This is a genomic window from Moritella sp. 24 (assembly GCF_018219155.1).
Lineage (GTDB): Bacteria > Pseudomonadota > Gammaproteobacteria > Enterobacterales > Moritellaceae > Moritella.
The window spans coordinates 190,213-211,133 of the sequence record NZ_CP056123.1 but is presented as its reverse complement, the minus strand read 5'-3'; the positions used below and the strand labels follow the sequence as shown (position 1 = coordinate 211,133).

Sequence of the window (20,921 nt, the reverse complement as noted above, 5' to 3'; positions counted from 1 at the left end):
CCTATGTTAACTAACGCAGCGTCCCTTCCTGTTTTTAAAACTATTTAACTGTAATATTTTATGTAGATATATATCGCTAATTTTTTGCCAACCATATTCAGAAAATAACTGGTGTAAGATAAGAGGGGCTTCTTTTGTTCGATAACGATGAAGCCATTCATTTAATAAACTGTCGCCTCTAATATTCGGCTGTAAATTATCCATCAACCAAGTGGATATGTTACCTAATACAGGTGTTTTCGTATCTTCTATATGACGGCTAACTAACTTACGTGTTGATTCATATCTTCTAGTTCGAATACTGTATGTATTAATAATGTCGACAGGTCTCGTTAACACTTGGTGAGTTGAAATATGTATATGCTGAAAGTTATCATCAAGACTCGGTATTAATACTTTAGGAGCTTTCATTTTTTTTGCATGATTTTCACAGCTGTATTCATAGCCAGCTAAGATTAATTCATCCGATAACCAATCTGAGGTTAAATCGCATAACTCAGAACTGCACCGGAAACCCGTGACTCGTTGGCCACCGATTTGAGCGAGTAGATCTTTATATCGCTTAATATCATCGATAATTTTATATTGATTAAAGTGTAGGGATTCAGGGGGATTATAGTGTCGATAAGCAAGTTCATGCCCTTGCTCAACAATCTTTTTTAACATTGAAGGAAATTGGGTGACAGTCCAGCCGTAAACAAAAAATGTGGCCGTCACATGATGATCACTTAATAACAATAATAACTTATCTACTGCATATTCAATACGAGGAGAAAGCAAACCCCAATCACTTTCTTTGATGCTACGTTGAAATGCTGGGGCTTGAAAATAATCTTCCACATTAATTGTTAGCGCATTAATAATTGTCATCACGACCCCCTATCCGATTATCTATTCTATTATCATAAAGAATAGACCATCACATCGTTCTATCAGGGATTTGCTAAACATCTACGTAGATTTTTATGTTACGAGCCAAATTTTGATTTATCTAATGATAATAAAGGCTTAATTTATACGCTAACAGTGCTATGATTTATTGCTAATGACCTAATTCTCTTCACTAAAAGGTGCTGCTCATGGAATACAATACTTCTGAACTATGCGACATTTATGCTGATATGATTGATGTTGTTGAACCGATGTTTATGAATTTCGGTGGAAAGTCATCATTCGGTGGTCAAATAACTACAATTAAATGCTTCGAAAGTTTAGGACTGATTACTGAAACAGTTCAACAAGCCGGACTAGGCAGAGTTCTACTGATCGATGGTGGTGGTTCATTAAGAAGAGCATTGATTGATTCTGATATCGCCCAACTGGCATTCGAGAATGAATGGGAAGGTATTATTGTATACGGTAGTATTAGAGAAGTAGATCAGTTGGATAATATAAATATCGGTATTCAAAGCCTTGCTTCTATTCCAGTCGGTGCCGACGATAATAGAGCGGGAGAGTTAGATGTAGCGGTTAATTTCGGCGGTGTCACATTCTTGCCAGACGATCATGTTTATGCTGATAGCACTGGTATTATTCTATCTGCAGACGCGCTAGATATTGAATAAACCAACAAAACAAGAAACAGAGGTATAAATTAATCATACCTCTGTATCAAATTATGCTTCTTCTTCTAACTCTTCCAGTTCTTGTACTTCGTCCATTCTACCTAACAAAGAACGTAAACGGTCTTGCCATACATCTTGCTGGCTTTTAAGTTCTGAATTGTTTGCTAATAGTTGGTTGTTTTCTTCTTTTAGCTCTTCTAATTCCATTTGTAAAAGGGAAATGGTATCAACTGCTGTTTGAACTTTACTTTCTAATTTATCTAATACGTCAAAATTCATTTTTTCACCCATAATTTAAAAATTCAATATCGTGCTGAGAGGGCTTATCCCTTAGCTAGAAGAATACAACGCTAGTCAATCCACAACAAGTCTTATTAGTCAATTTATGATGCGCTCAGGCAGAATTAACTTTTTGTTTGTGAGCACTGACATTTATACATCAAATTGTTTGATTCATCGCTAGTGAAGGCATCTCAGAATCCGGCCTTCCAACAACTTTAGCAGGAACTCCCGCAACTGTCGTATGTGGAGGTACTGGATCGAGCACAACACTACCCGCTCCGACTTTTGCACCTTTACCAACTTCGATATTACCGAGTACTTTAGCACCAGCACCAATCATCACACCCGCTCTAATTTTTGGATGACGATCACCGCCTTCTTTACCCGTACCACCTAACGTAACACTTTGTAAAATAGAAACATCATCTTCTATAACAGCCGTTTCGCCAATGACGATGCCCGTTGCATGATCAAGCATAATGCCTTGACCAATTCTTGCCGCAGGGTGAATATCTACAGAAAACACGACCGATATTTGATTTTGTAAATAAATTGCTAATGCTTCACGTTTTTGATTCCACAGCCAGTGTGCAATTCGATACGACTGTAATGCGAGAAAACCTTTTAGATACAATAATGGTGTCGAAAAATATTCAACAGCAGGATCTCGCTCTTGTACAGCACATAAATCGGCAGCTACAGTATGTAAAATTGAAGGTTCGGATTTTAACGCTTCTTCAATCACTTCTCGTAATAAGATCGCAGGCATTGTCGCACTATCAAGCTTATTCGCTAATTGAAAACTCAATGAGCACTTTAAACTGTCGTGATTTAATATCGTTGAATGAAAAAAACTAGCTAGCATTGGTTCTTGCTCGACTAATAATTTAGCTTCATCCCTAATCCTAAGCCAAGACATTGAGAGTTTGTCTTCCATGTTCATTCCTTTACAACATTCAGATTTCACGTTTATATTCGTCATTTTTAGTCTTTACAATTGAGATTGGGTCTTGGTGAATAAGCACTTCCGTATTTGCAAATTCACGGAGTAAATTAGTTTCAACACTGTCGGCAATAGCATGAGCTTGAAATAAAGTTAGATGATCATCCAGTTCTATATGCAATTGAATAAAACGCATATAACCTGATTGCCGTGTTCTTAACTCATGCAACCCTAATACATTGTCGGTATTCGTCACAAGCGTTATTATTTTATCGATATCTTCTGCCGGTAACTCATGATCCAGTAATGTCTGAATCGATTCCATACCAATTTCATACGCACTGTATAATATGTAGCAGGATATCAATATTGTCGCTAATCCATCAACCCAATAAAACCCATAAGCAGATAAAGTCAGAGCAATAAGCACTGCAGCATTAAGCCATAAATCTGACTTATAATGTAATGAGTCTGCTTTAATAGCAACACTACCCGTTTTGCTCACGACATATGTTTGATAGCGAATTAAAATAAAAGTAACCAAGAGTGCAAAAATAGAGACTGCGATACCGAGCTCTGAACGCACAATTGGTTCTGGCTCTAATAATGCGCTAATACCATGTAACATTAGCAGGATAGATGAGCCAACAATTAACGCCGACTGAACCAACCCAGCCAAAGATTCTGCTTTACCGTGGCCAAAACGGTGTGAATCATCCGCTGGCTCTAAAGCATATCTAATAGCAAATAAATTGATAATAGATGCACCAATATCTAGAAATGAATCAGTTAATGATGCCAATATCGATGATGATCCAGTTGCAAACCAAACGAATAATTTACTGCATAATAAAATGACAGCTGTCGCAACTGAAGCATAACTGGCTCGTTTAACTAATTGTTCATGATCGGAATCTATCACTAAGGTTACCTTTTGCATTATCTTAAGTTTATTATAAACAGGCGATGTAGAAAAACAACGTGTAGTTATCTATATCTATCATGTGTAATTTAACGAAAATTAACACGATAAATAGATTCTGTTGTTCTTTGGGTATTACAGCTCTTATAGACGTGGATTATATTTTTACATTAGAGATTAAAACTATGTAAACAGCCATAAACACTAAGCTTAATACTGTTATATTATCATTATATTCATTCCGTATTATCATTTACTTATAAACAGATAAATGACGAAATATGATCGCTATCTTTTATTTATCATAGCCAATATATTCTATTATATTGCATAACCTTAGTTAAACGAATTGAACTAAGGGGTATAAGTTGAAGTTAATAAGCAGAAAATGTAAAACAAGGTAAATCTTCAAATTATTTACTGCTTAACCCAGTATCCTAATACGATAATAACAATTAACAGAGTACCTAATATGACTAAATTATTATTAATTGATGACGATAAAGAGTTGGCCGAATTACTCGCAGAGTTTTTGAGTCTCGAAGATTTCGATGTAGATATGGTACATGACGGTGAAGCTGGTTTAGCCGCAATCAGAAACAATCAATACGATATGGTCCTATTAGATGTCATGATGCCAAAATTAAATGGCTTTGAAGTACTTAAAAAGCTCAGAGTTGATAACAGTACGCCAGTGTTAATGCTAACAGCAAAAGGCGATGAAATTGATCGTGTACTCGGTCTAGAAATGGGTGCAGATGATTATTTGCCTAAACCATTTAGTGACCGTGAATTACTCGCGAGAATTAAAGCTGTATTACGCCGTATTGAGCCTGCTGTATCGACTAAAAACACAGAACTACTGACACACTTAGATATTGAAATAAACAGTAGAACCCAAGAAGCATGGTGTCAAAGCCTTCTTCTTGATTTAACCAGTACCGAACTTATGTTGCTAGAAGCGCTGATTTCATCGCCAGGTATTATATTAACCAAAGCAGATTTGAGTGAACAGGTTCTAGGTAAAAAATTGACGCCGTTCGACCGCAGTATTGATATGCATTTAAGTAATTTACGTAAGAAGCTACCAGAAAGAAAAGATGAAAAAATGCGAATTCGCACACTACGTGGTCGTGGATATATGTGGTTAGATACTTAATCCATTTTTCACTTTCTTATTATTCGTAAAATGAGGTTATTAACACGTGCTTAGTAGTAAATTAAGTCATCTGTTCGTTAAAATTTTCGTCTGGTTTTGGTGTATGTTATTACTCGTTGTTGCGGTGGTGATAGCCTTACCAACGCTCGACAGCCGAATAATGAAACAACTAGACCCACGTTCCGTCAATATCTTAAACAGTATTGCCCATAATATTGCGACCTCTGCGGAACGCTATCCTAATATTCCATTACAGGTGTTGATAACCCCTAAAGAAGCACAAACAAAACATTTTTATTTGGTGCGCGCTAACGGAGAGATAATCTCAAGTACAAAAGCGTCTAAAGCTATTCGTCGCTTTATCTTACAAAGCGAAGAATCATTGTCTCCAAAAGTAAAACAATATAAAAATTGGTTAATGACAGGGCCAATACCAGTCAATTTACGAGGAGAACCATTTCAGTTTTATGCTGCGCAGCAATTACCCGCAGAACATAACATTTGGTTAATTAACGTCTTAGACAGGCCGTTTTTATTATTATTTATTACTATGTTTGTCAGCATGCCACTATGTGCATCATTGGCATGGCATATTTCTAAGCCACTGCAAAATTTACAAAAAACCGCATCAGATATTACAGATGGTAATTTAGATGCCGTTGTTCCTGCGACAGAAAGACAAGATGAGATCGGTGAATTGGCGCGGAGTTTACGAACAATGATGTTTTCTATTCGTGAGCATATTTCGCTACAGCATCGTCTATTAAGTGATATATCTCATGAGTTAAGGTCGCCTTTAACACGTTTAAAAATGTCAGTGGCATTATCAAAACGTCGCTATGGGGAAACCAAAGAGATCGTTCGTATTGATAATGAATCAGAGCGCTTAGAAGAAATGATCGCCGCGCTGTTAAATTTATCTAAAACACAATTAAATGCGACAACTAAAGAATCTTTTAATCTTGATTCTCTATTACAGCCGATTTGTGATGATGCGATTTTTGAAGCTGAGCAATTAGAAAAAAACTTTAGTCATCAAGCTATTCCAGATTTGAATATTAAAGGTTTTCCTGCACTGTTTGGTAGTGCAATTGAAAATGTTATTCGCAACGCATTACGCTATGCAAGTAATCAGGTTAACCTTGCCGTAATCAGCGATATGGATAAGATTACATTTGTCATCACAGATGATGGACCAGGTGTTCCGGAAGATGAGATTGAACAAATATTTAAACCTTTTTATCGTGTATCACAAGCGCGAGACAGAGAATCAGGTGGTGCGGGATTAGGGCTAGCGATTACTGAAAATGCAATTCGCCAACATCATGGTGTAATAGTAGCAAGTAATAGAGAAGTACAGGGTTTGCAAATCGCTATTACTATACCGATGAGCTAAATACTAAATTTAATAGCATCAGCAAACAGAAGATAAGTCGTTTATTGTTTATCTTCTGTTTTATTTTCAATAACAACCTGTGGACGTAATGGATCTGTCGTATCTAATTCTGGAAACATCTTTTCTATTTGTCGACGCTGCTCAACCCGCGCTTTTTTCTTCTCATATATTTCTGTATCAAGATCATCAAAGAACATATTAATCAAAATATTTAAGCTAAAAGGTATCGCGCTTAATATAATCAAGCCTGTCACGATCAAAGTACTACGCTTTTTCATCACTTTTACCATTAGGTTGTTAAATTTGCTATTCTACGCAAAGTACCTACGTTATATAACCCTGAACTGAGACTTTATTATGTTACAAGTAGCACTATTTGAACCTGAGATCCCACCAAATACAGGTAATATCATTCGCCTTTGTGCCAACTCTGGTTTCAAATTACATTTAATCGAACCGCTTGGGTTTGAGTGGGATGATAAAAGGGTAAAACGTGCGGGACTGGATTACCATGAATTTGCAGACGTGAAACGTCATGCGAATTACCAAGCATTTTTAGACTGTGTTGGCGATGCACGTATTTTTGCATGCACAACAAAAGGCACTAAATATCATCACGAAGCAGAATACCAAGAAGGTGATGTCTTATTATTTGGTCCTGAAACACGTGGTCTACCGCCAGAAGTACTTGATACATTACCACAAGATCAAAAGGTAAGAATTCCAATGCTACCTGATAGTCGTAGTATGAATTTATCAAATGCCGTATCAGTATTCATCTATGAAAGCTGGCGTCAATTGGACTTTGCTGGTTCAAAGTAACATAAAAAAATCATAAAAAAGGGCAATAGAACTGTGTTCTATTGCCCTTTTATTGTCTTATTCAGACCCGTTATTTATAATCACTACTTAGCTAAATTAGCCGCATGAAAACGCATATGTTTTTCAATAAATGTAGCAATAAAATAGTAACTATGATCATAACCATCATGCATTTCTAGCGTGAGAGGATAACCTTTCTTTTCTGCAGCGGCTGTTAGCATATTAGGTTTAAGTTGTTCATCCAAAAATGAATCATCTTTCCCTTGTTCAACCATTGCTGGTACAAACGTTTCTGCTTTAGCCATAAGTAAACTTGCATCGTATTCTTGCCACGTTGCTTTATCTTTACCTAAATAGTTTTGCAGCGCTTTTTGTCCCCAAGGGCAATTGATCGGATTACTAATCGGGCTAAATGCCGTTACTGAGCGATAACGTTCAGGATTACGTAATGCCATCACTAATGCACCGTGACCACCCATTGAGTGGCCACTGATTACACGCTCTTGTGTAACAGGAAAGTTAGCTTCTATTAATGCAGGTAATTCATTAACCACATAGTCATACATTTGATAATGCGTGTTCCATGGCGCTTGTGTTGCATTCACATAGAATCCAGCACCGAGACCAAAGTCATACGCTTGGTTAACATCATCAGGTACACCTTCGCCACGCGGACTAGTATCAGGTGCCACGATAGCAATGCCTAGTTCTGCAGCAATACGCTGAGCACCGGCTTTTTGCATAAAGTTTTCATCAGTACATGTTAGGCCAGACAACCAATACATCACAGGTACTTTACGCATATTCGATGCTTGCGGTGGTAAATACACAGCAAAACGCATCTGACAGTTTAGTACACTCGACGCATGATTATATTGATGCTGCCAACCGCCAAACATTTTATTACTACTAACAACTTCTATAGACATGACAAACCTTTACTAGTCATCCCGTTACCGACTTTATTAAAAGTAAAATAACGGGATATATTTTAATTACTTATCGAAATGGATTACAGTACGGATACTTTCACCGCGGTGCATTAGATCAAATGATTCATTGATATCTTCTAAGCCCATAGTGTGTGTGATGAAATCGTTTAATGCGAATTCACCTTGTAAGTAACGTTCTACGTAATCAGGTAGCTCTGTGCGGCCTTTAACACCACCGAATGCACTGCCACGCCATACACGACCAGTTACTAATTGGAATGGACGTGTTGAGATCTCTTGACCTGCACCAGCAACACCAATTACAACTGATTCACCCCAACCTTTATGACAACATTCTAATGCAGAGCGCATTAAGTTAACGTTACCAATACATTCGAATGAGTAATCTACACCACCGTCAGTTAGTTCAACGATAACGTCTTGAATTGGCTTATCATAATCTTTTGGATTGATGAAGTCTGTTGCGCCAAGTTTTTTAGCAAGTTCGAATTTACTTTCGTTAATATCGATAGCAATGATACGACCAGCTTTAGCCATTGTTGCGCCGATAACAGCAGAAAGACCAATACCACCTAGACCGAAGATAGCAACAGTTGCGCCTTCTTCAACTTTAGCCGTATTCATTACAGCGCCCATACCCGTTGTTACACCACAACCAAGTAGACATACTTCTTCAAGCGGTGCTTCTTTGTTTACTTTTGCTAACGAGATTTCTGGTAATACAGTGTATTCAGAGAACGTTGAGCAACCCATGTAATGGAAGATTGGCTGACCGTCTTTATAGAAACGTGTAGTGCCATCTGGCATAAGGCCTTGACCTTGAGTCTCACGAATCTGTTGGCAAAGGTTTGTTTTACCAGACTTACAGAATTTACACTCACCACATTCTGGCGTGTATAAAGGAATAACGTGATCACCAACTTGAACACTTGTAACGCCTTCGCCGATTTGCTCAACGATACCGCCACCTTCGTGACCAAGAATCACAGGGAAGATACCTTCTGGATCATCACCCGATAATGTGAATGCATCGGTATGGCATACGCCAGAAGCGATAACCTTAACCAACACTTCACCTTTTCTCGGTAACATCACATCCACTTCTTCAACTGATAGTGGTTGGTTTGGACCCCAAGCAATAGCTGCTTTAGATTTAATAAATTTGTCAGTCATGTTCATCTCCATTGGGATAAAATTAATATGCCGTAATACCTATCTATGTATCCGACCAGTCATACTGTATGGCGCTCATTATATTCAATTGCTATACAATGATAATACCCTTAAAATACAAATTACTTTTACTCAGGTGTAACAATGAGGTTAAAAACAAAATATATTATGATAATTCCAGCTTTATTCCCTAACTATTCCTTTTTAAACTAACAAAGATATTATGAATAATAGCTAAATCTCTTCAGTATAGTTGATGACTCTTATTACGCAGATTTCCCCTTAAGAGAAGGTAATAAGAGCCAAGCAAGTGACAGACCACGGGCTAGCATGAAAGTATTCATCGCTAACCATAAAGCATGGTTCCCTAATCCACTGCTGATAAAATACGTAGGTAAAAATACGCAAATCACACAAAACAACATACTATTACGCATATCTTTTGCACGTGTAGCACCAATAAATACACCATCAAATACGAAACACCACACAGCAGTAAACGGTAATAGCACTAACCAAGGTAAATACTCAACAGCAATAGTGTTAACGGTATCAATATCTGTGATCATCAGCACCATTTTCTCGCCGAATATAAAAAAACCAGTTGAAAACACTACAGAAAATAAACCAGCCCAAATCAATGATGCAATAACAGATTGACGATAAATAATTGTATTTTTCGCACCTATTGCTTTACCGACCATCGCCTCTACCGCATAGGCAACACCATCTAACGCAAAAGAAATAAACATTAAAAAATTGAGTAATACTGCATTTGCTGCAATATATTCATCACCAAGACTTGCTCCTTTGAAGGTCATAAAAGCAAAAGTCAGTTGTAAGCACAACGAACGAATGAAGATGTCGCGATTTAATGATAACAAACCGAATAACTTACTCGATTCAAATAGGTGGCGACGAATGTCAGATTTTTTCGGTAACTCAAATTGATTGAATTGCTTAAATACGAGTAATAATCCAAATAATAATGCGGCATATTCAGCAATAACGGATGCAGCGGCTGCGCCTTCCACGCCCCATTCAAAATACACCACAAACAATACATCTAAACAAATATTAAACACGTTGGCGATAATCAGTAACAGCATCGGCGCTTTCATATTTTGTAATCCGATTAGCCAACCTAATATCGCAAAATTAAATAGCGCTGCAGGGATCCCCCACATTCGAATAGATAAGTATGCCTGCGCATTAAGCTGAACATTGTCACTCGCATTCGTCAGCATAAACGCGAGTTCGACAATATATTCCTTCGCTAATAGCAGGACAACCGACAAGCCAAAAGCGATTAATAACGCATGAGCAAGTGTCATTAAAATAGCAAGGCTGTCTTTCTTACCAAAGGCCTGCGCAGTTAACCCTGTCGTCGACATCCGTAAAAAGTTACACATCGACACAATAAACATCACAACCGTTGAGCCGAGGGCTACACCACCGAGGTACCATGCTTGTTCAAGATGTCCAATGACGATACTGTCAACTAGCCCCAATAGCGGGATACTAATATTTGACAAAATCATTGGTAATGCCAATGCAATTATTTTTCGGTGTACAGAGGCGGGAATAGATAACCACATAGACTCATTCAACTTTATTAAGGAGGGGATAAAAGTGTTTGAGTCTATCTAACTTCAATTATGAAGACAAAATATTATCGACTGAATAATCAAAACAATTCGATTTCGCCTTCATCCATAGAACCACTACTTATCGTCTTATTTTGAGCCTTCAGTGATTGCTGCTTTAGTTGGTCGGTCGCCACTTTCAGCTTATCTATAAACGAGTGCTGCACCTCATTATTTTCTTCTAATAACAGCTCACTACACGCAAGTAATACTTGTTTCAAGTTTTCAGCTTGATGTAAATTATGCTCTGATAACTGGTTAATAATATCTTCAACTTGTAAATTCCTTACTGAATCGTTAACACACGCTTTAGTATCAACAGATAGACTCATGAGATTATCTAGGTTTATTTCTAAGCTTTGTTCTAATTGCGAAAATTTAACGAGTTCTTGATGTAAGCGTGATTGAGTTTCAGCTGATTTTTCAGCATTACCTGTCGCTAACAGCTCGACCATTGATTTAGCTTCCACAAATGTGGCCATCGCTTGTGTGACTTGGCCTCTGATCTCATCATTAAATTTATTAGAGGTATCAGATAACAGCCTAATTTCTTGTGCAACCACCGCAAATCCACGCCCCATATTACCAGCTCGAGCAGCTTCAATTGCCGCATTTAGTGACAATAAGTTCGTCTGGCTTGCTATCTTTTTCGCATTATCAACGAGATCATTAATATTGACCATCTGACTTTCCATCACTGCAATTTTGTTTACGGCGTCATTACTTTGCGCCGTTATTTCTAACATTAAATCAGAGCAATTATTTAAAAATTGATGCGTTGATTTAATAAATATTTTTAAATCAATCGCATCTGGATCATCGTGCTCAATGCCTGTTAGTTCTGCGGCTTTATCTTTAGAAATACTTAATAATACGTTATATAACGATTCAGATTGTTCTGAAGACATTCTTAATAACTGATAAAAAGCGCTATTGAGCGTTGTAAATGATTCACTATTTATTTGCTGCGTTTTATTTAAATCATCTTTAATCTCATCGATATGTGGAGGGAGTTCTTGCTGGAGCATATTTATCAGCATCACTTTAGTGTGATTAAAATCGACAGGTTCGGGGGTATCATCAACCTTTTTCTCTATCGCTCGCGTTGCTGTCATGAACGAAATAAACATGATAATAAATGTCACCGCTGCAGCAACAGCAGCGACCCACTCCTGGGATATCAACATGAATATAAATGGAACAACCGCTACCCCTTGGAAAAAGCTAAATCGGATCATAAGATTTCCTCTTAATTTTATTAACTTTCTTCTGTACTAACGTCGCTAATTTCGGCGCTATCAACGGTAGACTTAAGATATCGATGGCTGCACCTAATTTGACAGCGGCACCCGGCATTCCCCAAACGACTGATGATGCTTCATCTTGAGCGATTGTTAATGCCCCGGTTTTACGCATCGTTAATAAACCTTCAGCTCCATCTTTACCCATTCCTGTCAGCATGACTCCAATGGCTTTATCACCATAAACTGCAGCAACAGATTCTAATAACACATCAACAGAAGGTTTATGTCGGTTAACGGCAGGGCCATCACACAATTGGCAAATAAAGCGAGTTCCCAATTTATGCACTTTTAAATGCTTATCTCCAGGTGCTATATATACATGATTCAGCTCAATAACTTGCTCGGAATTCACTTCAATAACAGTTAAACGACAATTGTCATTTAGCCTCTTCGCAAATGCACCACTAAAATGTTTAGGGATATGCTGAGTCACTACAATTGGAGGAAAAGGAGGGGTTAACGGTGTTAATAATTCTCTTAGCGCTTCAGTACCTCCTGTTGATGCTCCAATCGCAATTAATTTATCTTCTTGTACAGGTCGGCTGATGAGCTGAGGAAGTACAGGCTCACGTATACTTCGCAAATTTGCATTACTGGCGGACTTAACTTTAGCGCAAAGATCTTCCCCAAAATAACTCAATGACTGTGAACTGTTATCAGTGGGCTTAGCAATAAAATCAAATGCACCTAATTCTAACGCTTTTAATGTCACAGGCGCACCTTGCGACGTAAGGGTTGATACCATAACAACGGGCATTGGACGCAGTCGCATTAAATTATCCAAAAAGGAGAGCCCATTCATCCCTGGCATTTCAACATCAAGTGTTAATACGTCCGGCTGTAACTTTTTTATTTTTTCACGTGCCTCAAAGGGATCTATAGCACTACCAACAACATCAATTAACGGGTCTAAACTCAATAATGTCTCTAGTATTTTTCGCATTAATGCAGAGTCATCGACAACAAGCACTTTTATTTTCTGCATACAATAATTCCTATTACACCGTTAAATAACTAAGAGATAATAAGCTAACGTTGATAAACGGTCTGACCAACAAGCGTAAAATGCGTATTAAAACCTTGCAGACTTTCGGAATGGCCAATAAAAAGGTAACCACCCGGTTTTAGTAATGAGTAAAACCGTTTCACTAACGCCCTCTTCGTTTCATCATTAAAATAAATCAAAACATTACGACAAAATATCGCATCAAAACGTCCTGTCATTGGCCATACTGCAAGTAAATTAAGTTGTTTGAAGGCAATAAGCTGCCTTATTTTTGTATCCATCATGTACTGATGATATTTATCAATATCAGAACAATATTGAGAACGATAGGCCACAGGAATACCGGATAGATCATCATAAATGCCATGATGAGCGAGAGATAACACATCGCTATCTAAATCTGTCGCTAATATCTTTGCATCCCAATTCTGTAGTTTTCTTTCTATACTCATTGCTATGGAGTAAGGCTCTTGTCCAGTTGAACACCCTGCTGACCATATTCTCAATTTTTTATCTACGTTATGACGTTTAAAATGCGGCAAAGCCACTTTCTGTAAAAAATCAAAATGATGGTCCTCACGAAAAAAAGCGGTCAAATTAGTGGTGATGGCATTAATGAATTCACTCACTTCGCCACTGTAACTATCCTGTAATAACTGACAGTACGATACAAACCCGTTTAATCTGAGATGCCGTATTCTTTTCATGACTCGGCCATAAAGCATATCTCGCTTAGCCTCACTAATAACAATCCCAGATTGCTTAAAAGCAAGGTGCGTTAAATACTCAAATTCAGCATCTTTCATCCTCATGCTATTTAATTTATAGCCTTGAGTATTGCCAAAAATAAGGGGCACTGCGGCCTTAGTCATTAACGGCTATTGCATGTTCAGCTCTCTGTGTATTAATTTGTTCCATATTCTTGAACTGTTCCAAGTCTAATAATAAACTTGAGCTTAATAACACAACCATTTTATTGTTAATTGATACCAGACCTCTAATCACACTCGGCCCATCGCTTTGCCCTAACTGCGGAGGTAAATTGATATCGTGATGTGAGATCGTATGAACATCAGAAACAGCATCAACAACAAGTCCCATTACTTTTGATTTTCCTTCAACCAAGACCATTACGACGATCACCACGGTTGTCGCACTATATTCGATGTTGTTTAAACCAAACTTTTGCCGCAAATCAACAATTGGAACGATAGTGCCGCGTAAATTAATAACACCTTTAACATATTCCGGCATATTTGGAATTTCGGTACAAGGTTCCCAACCTCGAATTTCTTGCACGTCTAATATTTCCACGCCATATTCTTCGTCAGCCATAATGAAGGTCAAAAATTGAGTCGATTTTTCGCCTGTATCAATATCTGTTAATGTTCGATTATCCATACCTATTTCCTTCTATTAAGCTGCTACAGGTGATCGCTGACTTTGCTGTAGATATTGTTTACTGGTTATTCTCTTTATAATATCTGTAATATCTAGAATTAAAGCGACCGTTCCATTACCTAGGATTGTGGCTCCAGAAACACAGCCCACCTTCATAAAATTATCTTCTAGATTCTTGATTACGACTTGCTGTTGCGCAGCTAAATCATCCACTAATAAACCATATTTATTAGCGCCACTTTCGACCACAACTAATAGTCCATCACTGATTCGTTCAAGACTCGTTTCATGATTTAGCACTTGGTAAAGTCGAATAATTGGAATAAATTCATCTCGCAATTTAAATACTTCAGTTTGGTCTGCTAGTTTCGTCACCATGCCATCTTTTAACTGTAGGGATTCAATTATCGACATGATAGGTAAGACATACGTTTTATTGCCAATCTTAATTAATTGTCCATCCATAATAGAAAGTGTGAGCGGTAATCGGATCGAAAAGCAACTGCCCTCACCATCATTAGACTCAACCTGAATATCACCACCAAGCGACTCAATATTATTTTTTACTACATCCATTCCGACACCACGACCTGAGATATCACTGACAGTTTCAACGGTTGAAAATCCCGGAGCAAAAATAAGCTCATCGATTTGGCTATGATTGTAATGCTGGCCTTCTTTCGCTATGCCTTTTTCAATTGCTTTTGCATGGATTTTAGCGCGATTTAATCCTCGGCCATCATCTCGGATCTCGACAATTATTTCACCGCCTTGATGAAAAGCACTAATATCAAGACAAGCAACATCACTTTTACCTGTCAGCTTTCTTTCTTCAATTGTTTCAATACCATGATCTAAAGCGTTACGGACAAGATGCACAATCGGGTCAGAGAGTTTTTCCAGCATGATTTTATCCAATTCCGTTTCTTCCCCGTGCATACGAAGCAATACATTTTTACCTAATTGTTCACTTAGATCTCTGACCATTCGAGGTATCCGGTTAAAAGCAAATTGAATTGGTAGCATCCGAATTTTCATCACGCTATCTTGCATTTCACGGGTATGTTGAGATAACTGAATAAGACCCTTCTTTAAGGCTGGAAGTTTATCTGCAGAAAAGTCCTGCCCAAGTTCACCCAGCATCGCTTGAGTGATAACCAGCTCGCCGACCATATTAATTAAGGCATCAACTTTATCGATAGAGACTCGAATGGAACTTGTTTCTGTTGATTTGTTATTCGTTATTTTCTGGGGGGAAACTTGAGTACTTAGCACTGCTAAAGTAGATTCTTTATTATCTGCAGTAGGTACAATGTTCTGACATGATGCTGGGATTACAGCTTGTATTGCACTAGAGTGTGTAATAGTAATAGTAGAGTCATCCTCAACCCACTCAAATGCTTCTTTTATTTGTAATTCACTCACTTGACTAATTAATTCAAGATCCCAACTAACATAAATATCTTCGGGTAATACATCACTCCATCGTGGAATAGCCGTGAGTTTAGGCGTGACCTTAAGCTCTCCCATGTCTTGTAATTCAGCAAACATTAAACGCGGTTCGTTGCCTTGTTTCAGAATATCCTTGCCAGGGATAAAATTAATTAACCAATAACCGCCCTCTAAATGATTAATTATTGGTAACACGACTTCAGGCGTTATTTCTTCATTACTTGCTAATATTTGTTGCTGATATTCATCGACCTGTAAAAACGAATTGTATTGCAGCTTAAGTGCTTCAGCCTCCTCAGGTATCGACTCTGAATCACTCGCTAATCGTAATATCCACTCTCTTAAACAATCAACCGTTTTGAAAAAAAGGCGAATATGTCCATCGATAAGCGTTAATTTTCCTGCACGTAGATCATCTAATAATGCTTCAGCAACATGCGTAAATTCGGTTAACTGATTAAAACCAAACGTCCCTGCACCACCTTTAATTGAGTGAGCGACTCGAAAAATGGTGTTAATAACTTCACTATCAACAGCACCTGGATTTAATTTTAGAAGCTCAGTCTCCATCACCTCTAATCCTTCTACGCACTCTTCAATAAATACATGATGGAACTGTTTAAGATCGATATCCATGACTACCTCAACACTTTTTGAACGGTAGCAATAAGTTTTTCTGGATTAAAAGGTTTCACTATCCAGCCAGTCGCACCCGCAGATTTACCCGTCATTTTTATATCACTACCTGATTCAGTCGTTAACATTAAAATGGGGGTAAATTTATAAGTACTTTCATTACGTAAGTGGCGAATTAAACTAATGCCGTCCATGCGTGGCATATTAATATCAGAGATAATAAGGTCAAACTGCCCAGTTTTAGCTTTGGCTAATCCATCCACACCATCAACAGCCGCATCAACATGATAGCCAGCCTGCTTTAACGTGAATTGAACCATTTCGCGGATAGATAGCGAGTCATCTACAGCTAATATTCTCTTCATTAGAACACCTCATATTTATGCGTAATTAAAATAAGATTCGAATCCTAACGCTTTCACTACAGCCATAAATTTATCTGATGGTGATAAAAAAACGAGACTCGAATTATGTATCATTAGATGTTGAGCATAAGCATGAAATAGCTGACAAGACGCACTATCGATATGAGTAACACGATGCGCATCAAAAACTTGAGAATGAGAGTTAATAGGGAGTGTATCAAGCGTTACTTTAAGCAGCGCGATAGAGGTAATATCAATTTTCTCACCTAATTCCATGGCGATAGAGCGCTGTTCCATAATCGCTAATCCTACATTGTCTAAAACATACCATCACAAAAACTTAATTATTTTTCTAACTAATGTTGAGTATAGGAAAGGATTAAATAAAGAAGTAAAAGATGATCAAAACTGTGACGTTAGAGCAAAATTAGAAAATGATTTTTAGATTTGGGGGAACGAAAAAGAAGGAAATAAGGAAGATAAGAGAGATAAGAGAGATAAGAGAGATAATGAATAATCAGATTATTTATTATCTCTCCTCAGAAGTATGGACGAAAAATGTGATTACATCCAATCAGTATTACGGATAATACCAACAGCAACACCTTCTATATCAAAATGTTGAAAGTTTAGATCAACACGAATAGTGCTCATTTCATCGTTCTCTGGATGCAGCAAAATTTCACAGCCTTGTTGTTCAAAACGTTTCACTGTTACTTCATCATCTACACGTGCAACAACAACTTGGCCTTTACTAATATTCTTCGTTTTATGTACCGCTAATAAATCGCCATCCATAATACCAATATTACGCATACTCTCACCGCGTACACGCAGTAAAAAATCAGCTGTCGGTGTAAACATTGAAGGATCGACATTGTAGTGCGCTTCAATGTGTTCTTGCGCTAAAATTGGCTCGCCGGCTGCAACCTGCCCGATTAAAGGTAAACCGCTATCATTGCTCGCGTCTTCGGCATCAACCAACAAACGAATACCTCGAGAAGTGCCCGCTAAAATTTCAATATGGCCTTTTCGTGCTAATGCTTTTAAATGTTCTTCTGCTGCATTAGGAGAACGAAAACCAAGCTCTTTCGCGATTTCAGCTCGAGTAGGTGGCATACCTGTATTTTTAATATGTTGCTTAACTAATGCAAATACTTCTGCTTGTCTTTGTGTTAATGCTTTCATCATGAACCCTAACTGGTTTTATATACAGTTTCTTGTAATTATATACAGTAATAATCAGTTTGCAATATCAGCAGTGATGATATCCGCATAATAATGAATTAATCGTTTGCAGGTGCTTAAACACAGATTTATGCCTACACATCTGATATTATTGGAGTAAGCACTCTCGCATTTTTAACAACAGAATGATAACTCCTATGCAACAAACACCGTCAATGTTAAGTCGAAGTTTCGTTAATGGCTTAGTTAAATCTCAATATGTTCCAGATAATCCAGTTAATGCGCTGAATTTAGATTTAACACGTCCTATCGTGTATGCATTAAAAACTAAATCAATGACCGATCTGGTTGCATTGCAACGCGCCTGTAAAGAACTAGGCTTACCGGATCCACTCACACCAATAAAAGTTAACGGGGTTATAATTCCCAGTTATGTTTGTCTAGATAACCCTGCGCCACTCTTTGGCCAAGTGAAAGATACCGATGTGTTTTTCAATGAGTTTCAGCAATTATTACGCTTGCATAAAGACGACAAAGCACTTGATATACAGTTAATGCCAGTCGCTCTTTTTTGGGGCCGCGCACCAGGTAAAGAAGGTCAGGTACCGTTACTGTCATTAGCGAATAGTATTTCTCCAAGCCGTTTACGTAAAACGTTCATTGTTGGTCTTAACCGTAAAGATAATTTAGTTCGTTTTAACAAACCCGTATCATTGCGTTTCATGGCAGATCAACACGGTACTGATGAAAAAATTGTTCAAAAATTAATTCGTGTTGCAAAAATTCATTTCAGCCGTCAAAAACTAGCGGCATCGGGACCAAAACTACCTAATCGCTACCAACTTTTTGAGCAATTACTGCGTAACCCTGAAGTGAAAAAAGCGATTCAAGTAGAGATCGCAGAGCAAAATATTTCCGCACAAAAAGCTGAAAAACGCGCCAATGATTATATTGATGAAATCGCGAGTGATTTCTCATATAAGCTAGTTAAAAATACAAGTAACTTCATGACATGGCTATGGAACAAAATCTATAGCGGTATCAAGGTTAACAACGCAGAACAAGTACGTAAACTTGCTGCCGACGGTCATGAAATTGTATTCATGCCTTGCCATCGTAGCCACATGGATTACTTACTTATTTCTTACGTTATTTATAACGAAGGCTTGATACCGCCACATATCGCAGCTGGTATTAACCTTAACTTCTTCCCTGCGGGCCCCATGTTCCGTCGCGGTGGTGCGTTCTTCTTACGCCGTACATTTAAAGGCAATAAACTTTACGCGACCATTTTTAGAGAATACCTCAGCTTATTATTCTCTAAAGGTTATTCGGTAGAATTCTTTACTGAAGGTGGTCGAAGCCGAACAGGTCGTTTATTACCACCAAAAACAGGTATGCTTAATATGACGTTACAGGCAATGCTAAGAGAGCAAAGCCGACCAATAACCTTGGTTCCTGTATACCTCGGTTACGATCATGTAATGGAAGTAAGCACTTACGTAAAAGAATTGTCTGGTGCGAATAAGAAAAAAGAAAGCATGTTCCAAGTATTTGGGATCGCTAAAAAATTAAAAAACTACGGCCAGGCATTTGTGAACTTTGGCGAGCCAATTAACCTTAACCAATATTTAAATAAACACGTTGAAAATTGGCGTGATGATATGAATATGCCGGTTGAAGAGCAGCCTCAATGGTTACACCAAACGACACGCGATCTTGCTAATCAGGTAATGGTGAAAATTAATAATGCGGCGGCTGTAAATGCATTAACGATTTGTGCATTAATTTTACACGCGGCACCACACAAGGCGTTAAGCCGAGAAATTTTAGTGAAGCAAATTGATAGCTACCTAAAATTACTGCGTAATAACCCTTATAGTGAATTCAGTACTTTGCCAGAAAACAGTGCCGAAGAAATTCTGGACCAAGCAATCTCACTGAAAAAGTTCACAGTGCGTGAAGATAGTTTAGGCCAGATGCTGTCGATGTCATACGAACAAGCAGTACTGTTAACCTTCTATCGTAATAATATTTTACACCTGTTTGCAGTACCTTCATTAATCGCGGCTATCGCGTCAGAAAGACCACAAATTAATGTGCAAGAAATTAACGCGAAAGTACGTCAACTTTATCCTTTAATTCAAGCTGAACTGTTCTTAAAATATTCAGATGATGAATTGGATGATTGCGTTACTGACACGTTAAGTGAAATGCAGCAACAAGGTCTAATTGAAAATAATAATGATGTGATCACGCCAGTAGCTGAACGTTTAATGTCACTGAAATTACTTGCTGCAAGTATCCAAGAAACATTACAACGTTACTCTATTGTACTGACTGTATTAGAGCATGACCAAGTTATTGAGAAGAAGAAACTTGAAGACCGTAGCCAGCTCATTGCTGAACGTTTATCGTCACTCAATGGTGTTAGTGCACCAGAATTCTTTGATAAGAAAGTGTTTGCTATCTTTATTGAAAAGCTACAAGAGTTGGATTACTTATCTGATACAGGTACAGCTAAAGCGGATAAGATCGCTAAATTATCAAATACAGTAAGAAGCCTAACGACTCTAGAAGTTAAGCAAACGATATCTGATGTAATGCTTAGCCAACAGACTAATGATGCCTAAACTAACATAATAAAATCTCATTATTGTACGTAATAAAAAAGGAGCCTCGGCTCCTTTTTTATTTATCTACTTTTC

At 37.8% G+C, this 20,921-nt stretch carries 21 protein-coding genes; 5 read left to right on the top strand and 16 right to left on the bottom strand.

The window, feature by feature from the left end:
* Positions 1-6: 6 nt before the first annotated feature.
* A complete protein-coding gene (locus HWV00_RS01005) occupies positions 7-870 on the bottom strand; it encodes a polysaccharide deacetylase family protein (protein ID WP_211684320.1) in 864 nt (287 codons plus the stop codon).
* A 209-nt stretch (positions 871-1,079) separates the two neighbouring features.
* On the opposite strand from HWV00_RS01005, the gene rraA reads away from it, so the two are divergent.
* Positions 1,080-1,565, top strand: coding sequence for a ribonuclease E activity regulator RraA (rraA, locus tag HWV00_RS01000; protein ID WP_211684319.1), 486 nt, complete (start codon positions 1,080-1,082; stop codon positions 1,563-1,565).
* A gap of 51 nt (positions 1,566-1,616) precedes the next feature.
* Here rraA and zapB read toward each other — a convergent pair whose 3' ends face one another.
* The 3 genes from zapB to HWV00_RS00985 all read right to left on the bottom strand — a co-directional run bounded on the left by zapB (position 1,617) and on the right by HWV00_RS00985 (position 3,712).
* Positions 1,617-1,844, bottom strand: coding sequence for a cell division protein ZapB (zapB, locus tag HWV00_RS00995; protein WP_211673375.1), 228 nt, complete (start codon positions 1,842-1,844; stop codon positions 1,617-1,619).
* Positions 1,845-2,004: 160 nt separating this feature from the next.
* Complete coding sequence (cysE, locus tag HWV00_RS00990) at positions 2,005-2,766, bottom strand: serine O-acetyltransferase (RefSeq protein ID WP_370630516.1); 762 nt, start codon at positions 2,764-2,766, stop codon at positions 2,005-2,007.
* A 37-nt stretch (positions 2,767-2,803) separates the two neighbouring features.
* Positions 2,804-3,712 carry a cation diffusion facilitator family transporter gene (locus HWV00_RS00985; protein WP_370630474.1) on the bottom strand — a complete coding sequence of 303 codons (909 nt, stop codon included), beginning with the start codon at positions 3,710-3,712 and terminating at the stop codon, positions 2,804-2,806.
* 472 nt (positions 3,713-4,184) lie between these two features.
* On the opposite strand from HWV00_RS00985, the gene HWV00_RS00980 reads away from it, so the two are divergent.
* Both HWV00_RS00980 and HWV00_RS00975 read left to right on the top strand, forming a co-directional pair.
* On the top strand, positions 4,185-4,871 hold the full coding sequence (locus tag HWV00_RS00980) for a response regulator (RefSeq protein WP_211684317.1): 687 nt from the start codon (positions 4,185-4,187) through the stop codon (positions 4,869-4,871).
* A 103-nt stretch (positions 4,872-4,974) separates the two neighbouring features.
* A complete protein-coding gene (locus HWV00_RS00975) occupies positions 4,975-6,267 on the top strand; it encodes an ATP-binding protein (RefSeq protein WP_255554863.1) in 1,293 nt (430 codons plus the stop codon).
* A 41-nt stretch (positions 6,268-6,308) separates the two neighbouring features.
* Here the strand turns inward: HWV00_RS00975 and HWV00_RS00970 are convergent, their stop codons facing one another.
* Positions 6,309-6,545 (bottom strand): hypothetical protein, encoded by a 237-nt coding sequence (locus tag HWV00_RS00970; RefSeq protein WP_211684315.1) that lies wholly within the window; start codon positions 6,543-6,545, stop codon positions 6,309-6,311.
* A gap of 79 nt (positions 6,546-6,624) precedes the next feature.
* Between HWV00_RS00970 and trmL the strand changes: the two genes are divergently transcribed.
* Complete coding sequence (gene trmL, locus HWV00_RS00965; protein WP_211684314.1) at positions 6,625-7,089, top strand: tRNA (uridine(34)/cytosine(34)/5-carboxymethylaminomethyluridine(34)-2'-O)-methyltransferase TrmL; 465 nt, start codon at positions 6,625-6,627, stop codon at positions 7,087-7,089.
* Between the two features lie 83 nt (positions 7,090-7,172).
* Here trmL and fghA read toward each other — a convergent pair whose 3' ends face one another.
* The 11 genes from fghA to lexA all read right to left on the bottom strand — a co-directional run bounded on the left by fghA (position 7,173) and on the right by lexA (position 18,213).
* Complete coding sequence (fghA, locus tag HWV00_RS00960) at positions 7,173-8,018, bottom strand: S-formylglutathione hydrolase (protein WP_211684313.1); 846 nt, start codon at positions 8,016-8,018, stop codon at positions 7,173-7,175.
* 66 nt (positions 8,019-8,084) lie between these two features.
* Positions 8,085-9,215 carry an S-(hydroxymethyl)glutathione dehydrogenase/class III alcohol dehydrogenase gene (locus HWV00_RS00955; protein ID WP_211684312.1) on the bottom strand — a complete coding sequence of 377 codons (1,131 nt, stop codon included), beginning with the start codon at positions 9,213-9,215 and terminating at the stop codon, positions 8,085-8,087.
* A 266-nt stretch (positions 9,216-9,481) separates the two neighbouring features.
* Positions 9,482-10,813, bottom strand: coding sequence for an MATE family efflux transporter (locus tag HWV00_RS00950; protein ID WP_211684311.1), 1,332 nt, complete (start codon positions 10,811-10,813; stop codon positions 9,482-9,484).
* A gap of 89 nt (positions 10,814-10,902) precedes the next feature.
* Positions 10,903-12,099, bottom strand: coding sequence for a methyl-accepting chemotaxis protein (locus HWV00_RS00945; RefSeq protein ID WP_211684310.1), 1,197 nt, complete (start codon positions 12,097-12,099; stop codon positions 10,903-10,905).
* Positions 12,086-13,150, bottom strand: a complete 1,065-nt coding sequence (locus HWV00_RS00940; RefSeq protein ID WP_211684309.1) for a chemotaxis response regulator protein-glutamate methylesterase — start codon at positions 13,148-13,150, stop codon at positions 12,086-12,088. The genes HWV00_RS00945 and HWV00_RS00940 overlap by 14 nt, the downstream gene beginning before the upstream one ends.
* A 44-nt stretch (positions 13,151-13,194) precedes the next feature.
* Positions 13,195-14,043: a protein-glutamate O-methyltransferase CheR gene (locus tag HWV00_RS00935; RefSeq protein ID WP_211684308.1), complete on the bottom strand. Its 849-nt coding sequence runs from the start codon at positions 14,041-14,043 to the stop codon at positions 13,195-13,197.
* Positions 14,036-14,572 carry a chemotaxis protein CheW gene (locus HWV00_RS00930; RefSeq protein WP_211684307.1) on the bottom strand — a complete coding sequence of 179 codons (537 nt, stop codon included), beginning with the start codon at positions 14,570-14,572 and terminating at the stop codon, positions 14,036-14,038. Before HWV00_RS00930 ends, HWV00_RS00935 begins: the two co-directional genes overlap by 8 nt.
* Before the next feature lie 15 nt (positions 14,573-14,587).
* Complete coding sequence (locus HWV00_RS00925; protein WP_211684306.1) at positions 14,588-16,660, bottom strand: chemotaxis protein CheA; 2,073 nt, start codon at positions 16,658-16,660, stop codon at positions 14,588-14,590.
* 2 nt (positions 16,661-16,662) lie between these two features.
* Positions 16,663-17,025, bottom strand: coding sequence for a response regulator (locus tag HWV00_RS00920; RefSeq protein ID WP_211684305.1), 363 nt, complete (start codon positions 17,023-17,025; stop codon positions 16,663-16,665).
* Between the two features lie 15 nt (positions 17,026-17,040).
* A complete protein-coding gene (locus tag HWV00_RS00915) occupies positions 17,041-17,322 on the bottom strand; it encodes an STAS domain-containing protein (RefSeq protein WP_211684304.1) in 282 nt (93 codons plus the stop codon).
* A 267-nt stretch (positions 17,323-17,589) separates the two neighbouring features.
* Positions 17,590-18,213: a transcriptional repressor LexA gene (lexA, locus tag HWV00_RS00910; RefSeq protein WP_211686261.1), complete on the bottom strand. Its 624-nt coding sequence runs from the start codon at positions 18,211-18,213 to the stop codon at positions 17,590-17,592.
* A 197-nt stretch (positions 18,214-18,410) separates the two neighbouring features.
* On the opposite strand from lexA, the gene plsB reads away from it, so the two are divergent.
* Positions 18,411-20,846 (top strand): glycerol-3-phosphate 1-O-acyltransferase PlsB, encoded by a 2,436-nt coding sequence (plsB, locus tag HWV00_RS00905; RefSeq protein WP_255554862.1) that lies wholly within the window; start codon positions 18,411-18,413, stop codon positions 20,844-20,846.
* The last annotated feature ends 75 nt before the right edge of the window (positions 20,847-20,921 follow it).

Bases quoted from the DNA above. Each gene is read 5' to 3' on its own strand.
- HWV00_RS00950 (WP_211684311.1), bottom strand. From the start codon at position 10,813: ATGTGGTTATCTATTCCCGCCTCTGTACACCGAAAAATAATTGCATTG.
- HWV00_RS00935 (WP_211684308.1), bottom strand. From the start codon at position 14,043: ATGACTAAGGCCGCAGTGCCCCTTATTTTTGGCAATACTCAAGGCTAT.
- cysE (WP_370630516.1), bottom strand. From the start codon at position 2,766: ATGTCTTGGCTTAGGATTAGGGATGAAGCTAAATTATTAGTCGAGCAA.
- HWV00_RS00940 (WP_211684309.1), bottom strand. From the start codon at position 13,150: ATGCAGAAAATAAAAGTGCTTGTTGTCGATGACTCTGCATTAATGCGA.
- rraA (WP_211684319.1), top strand. From the start codon at position 1,080: ATGGAATACAATACTTCTGAACTATGCGACATTTATGCTGATATGATT.
- HWV00_RS00975 (WP_255554863.1), top strand. From the start codon at position 4,975: ATGTTATTACTCGTTGTTGCGGTGGTGATAGCCTTACCAACGCTCGAC.
- HWV00_RS01005 (WP_211684320.1), bottom strand. From the start codon at position 870: ATGACAATTATTAATGCGCTAACAATTAATGTGGAAGATTATTTTCAA.
- trmL (WP_211684314.1), top strand. From the start codon at position 6,625: ATGTTACAAGTAGCACTATTTGAACCTGAGATCCCACCAAATACAGGT.
- HWV00_RS00930 (WP_211684307.1), bottom strand. From the start codon at position 14,572: ATGGATAATCGAACATTAACAGATATTGATACAGGCGAAAAATCGACT.
- HWV00_RS00920 (WP_211684305.1), bottom strand. From the start codon at position 17,025: ATGAAGAGAATATTAGCTGTAGATGACTCGCTATCTATCCGCGAAATG.
- HWV00_RS00955 (WP_211684312.1), bottom strand. From the start codon at position 9,215: ATGACTGACAAATTTATTAAATCTAAAGCAGCTATTGCTTGGGGTCCA.
- HWV00_RS00970 (WP_211684315.1), bottom strand. From the start codon at position 6,545: ATGAAAAAGCGTAGTACTTTGATCGTGACAGGCTTGATTATATTAAGC.
- lexA (WP_211686261.1), bottom strand. From the start codon at position 18,213: ATGAAAGCATTAACACAAAGACAAGCAGAAGTATTTGCATTAGTTAAG.
- HWV00_RS00925 (WP_211684306.1), bottom strand. From the start codon at position 16,660: ATGGATATCGATCTTAAACAGTTCCATCATGTATTTATTGAAGAGTGC.
- HWV00_RS00915 (WP_211684304.1), bottom strand. From the start codon at position 17,322: ATGGAACAGCGCTCTATCGCCATGGAATTAGGTGAGAAAATTGATATT.
- plsB (WP_255554862.1), top strand. From the start codon at position 18,411: ATGCAACAAACACCGTCAATGTTAAGTCGAAGTTTCGTTAATGGCTTA.
- HWV00_RS00980 (WP_211684317.1), top strand. From the start codon at position 4,185: ATGACTAAATTATTATTAATTGATGACGATAAAGAGTTGGCCGAATTA.
- fghA (WP_211684313.1), bottom strand. From the start codon at position 8,018: ATGTCTATAGAAGTTGTTAGTAGTAATAAAATGTTTGGCGGTTGGCAG.
- zapB (WP_211673375.1), bottom strand. From the start codon at position 1,844: ATGAATTTTGACGTATTAGATAAATTAGAAAGTAAAGTTCAAACAGCA.
- HWV00_RS00945 (WP_211684310.1), bottom strand. From the start codon at position 12,099: ATGATCCGATTTAGCTTTTTCCAAGGGGTAGCGGTTGTTCCATTTATA.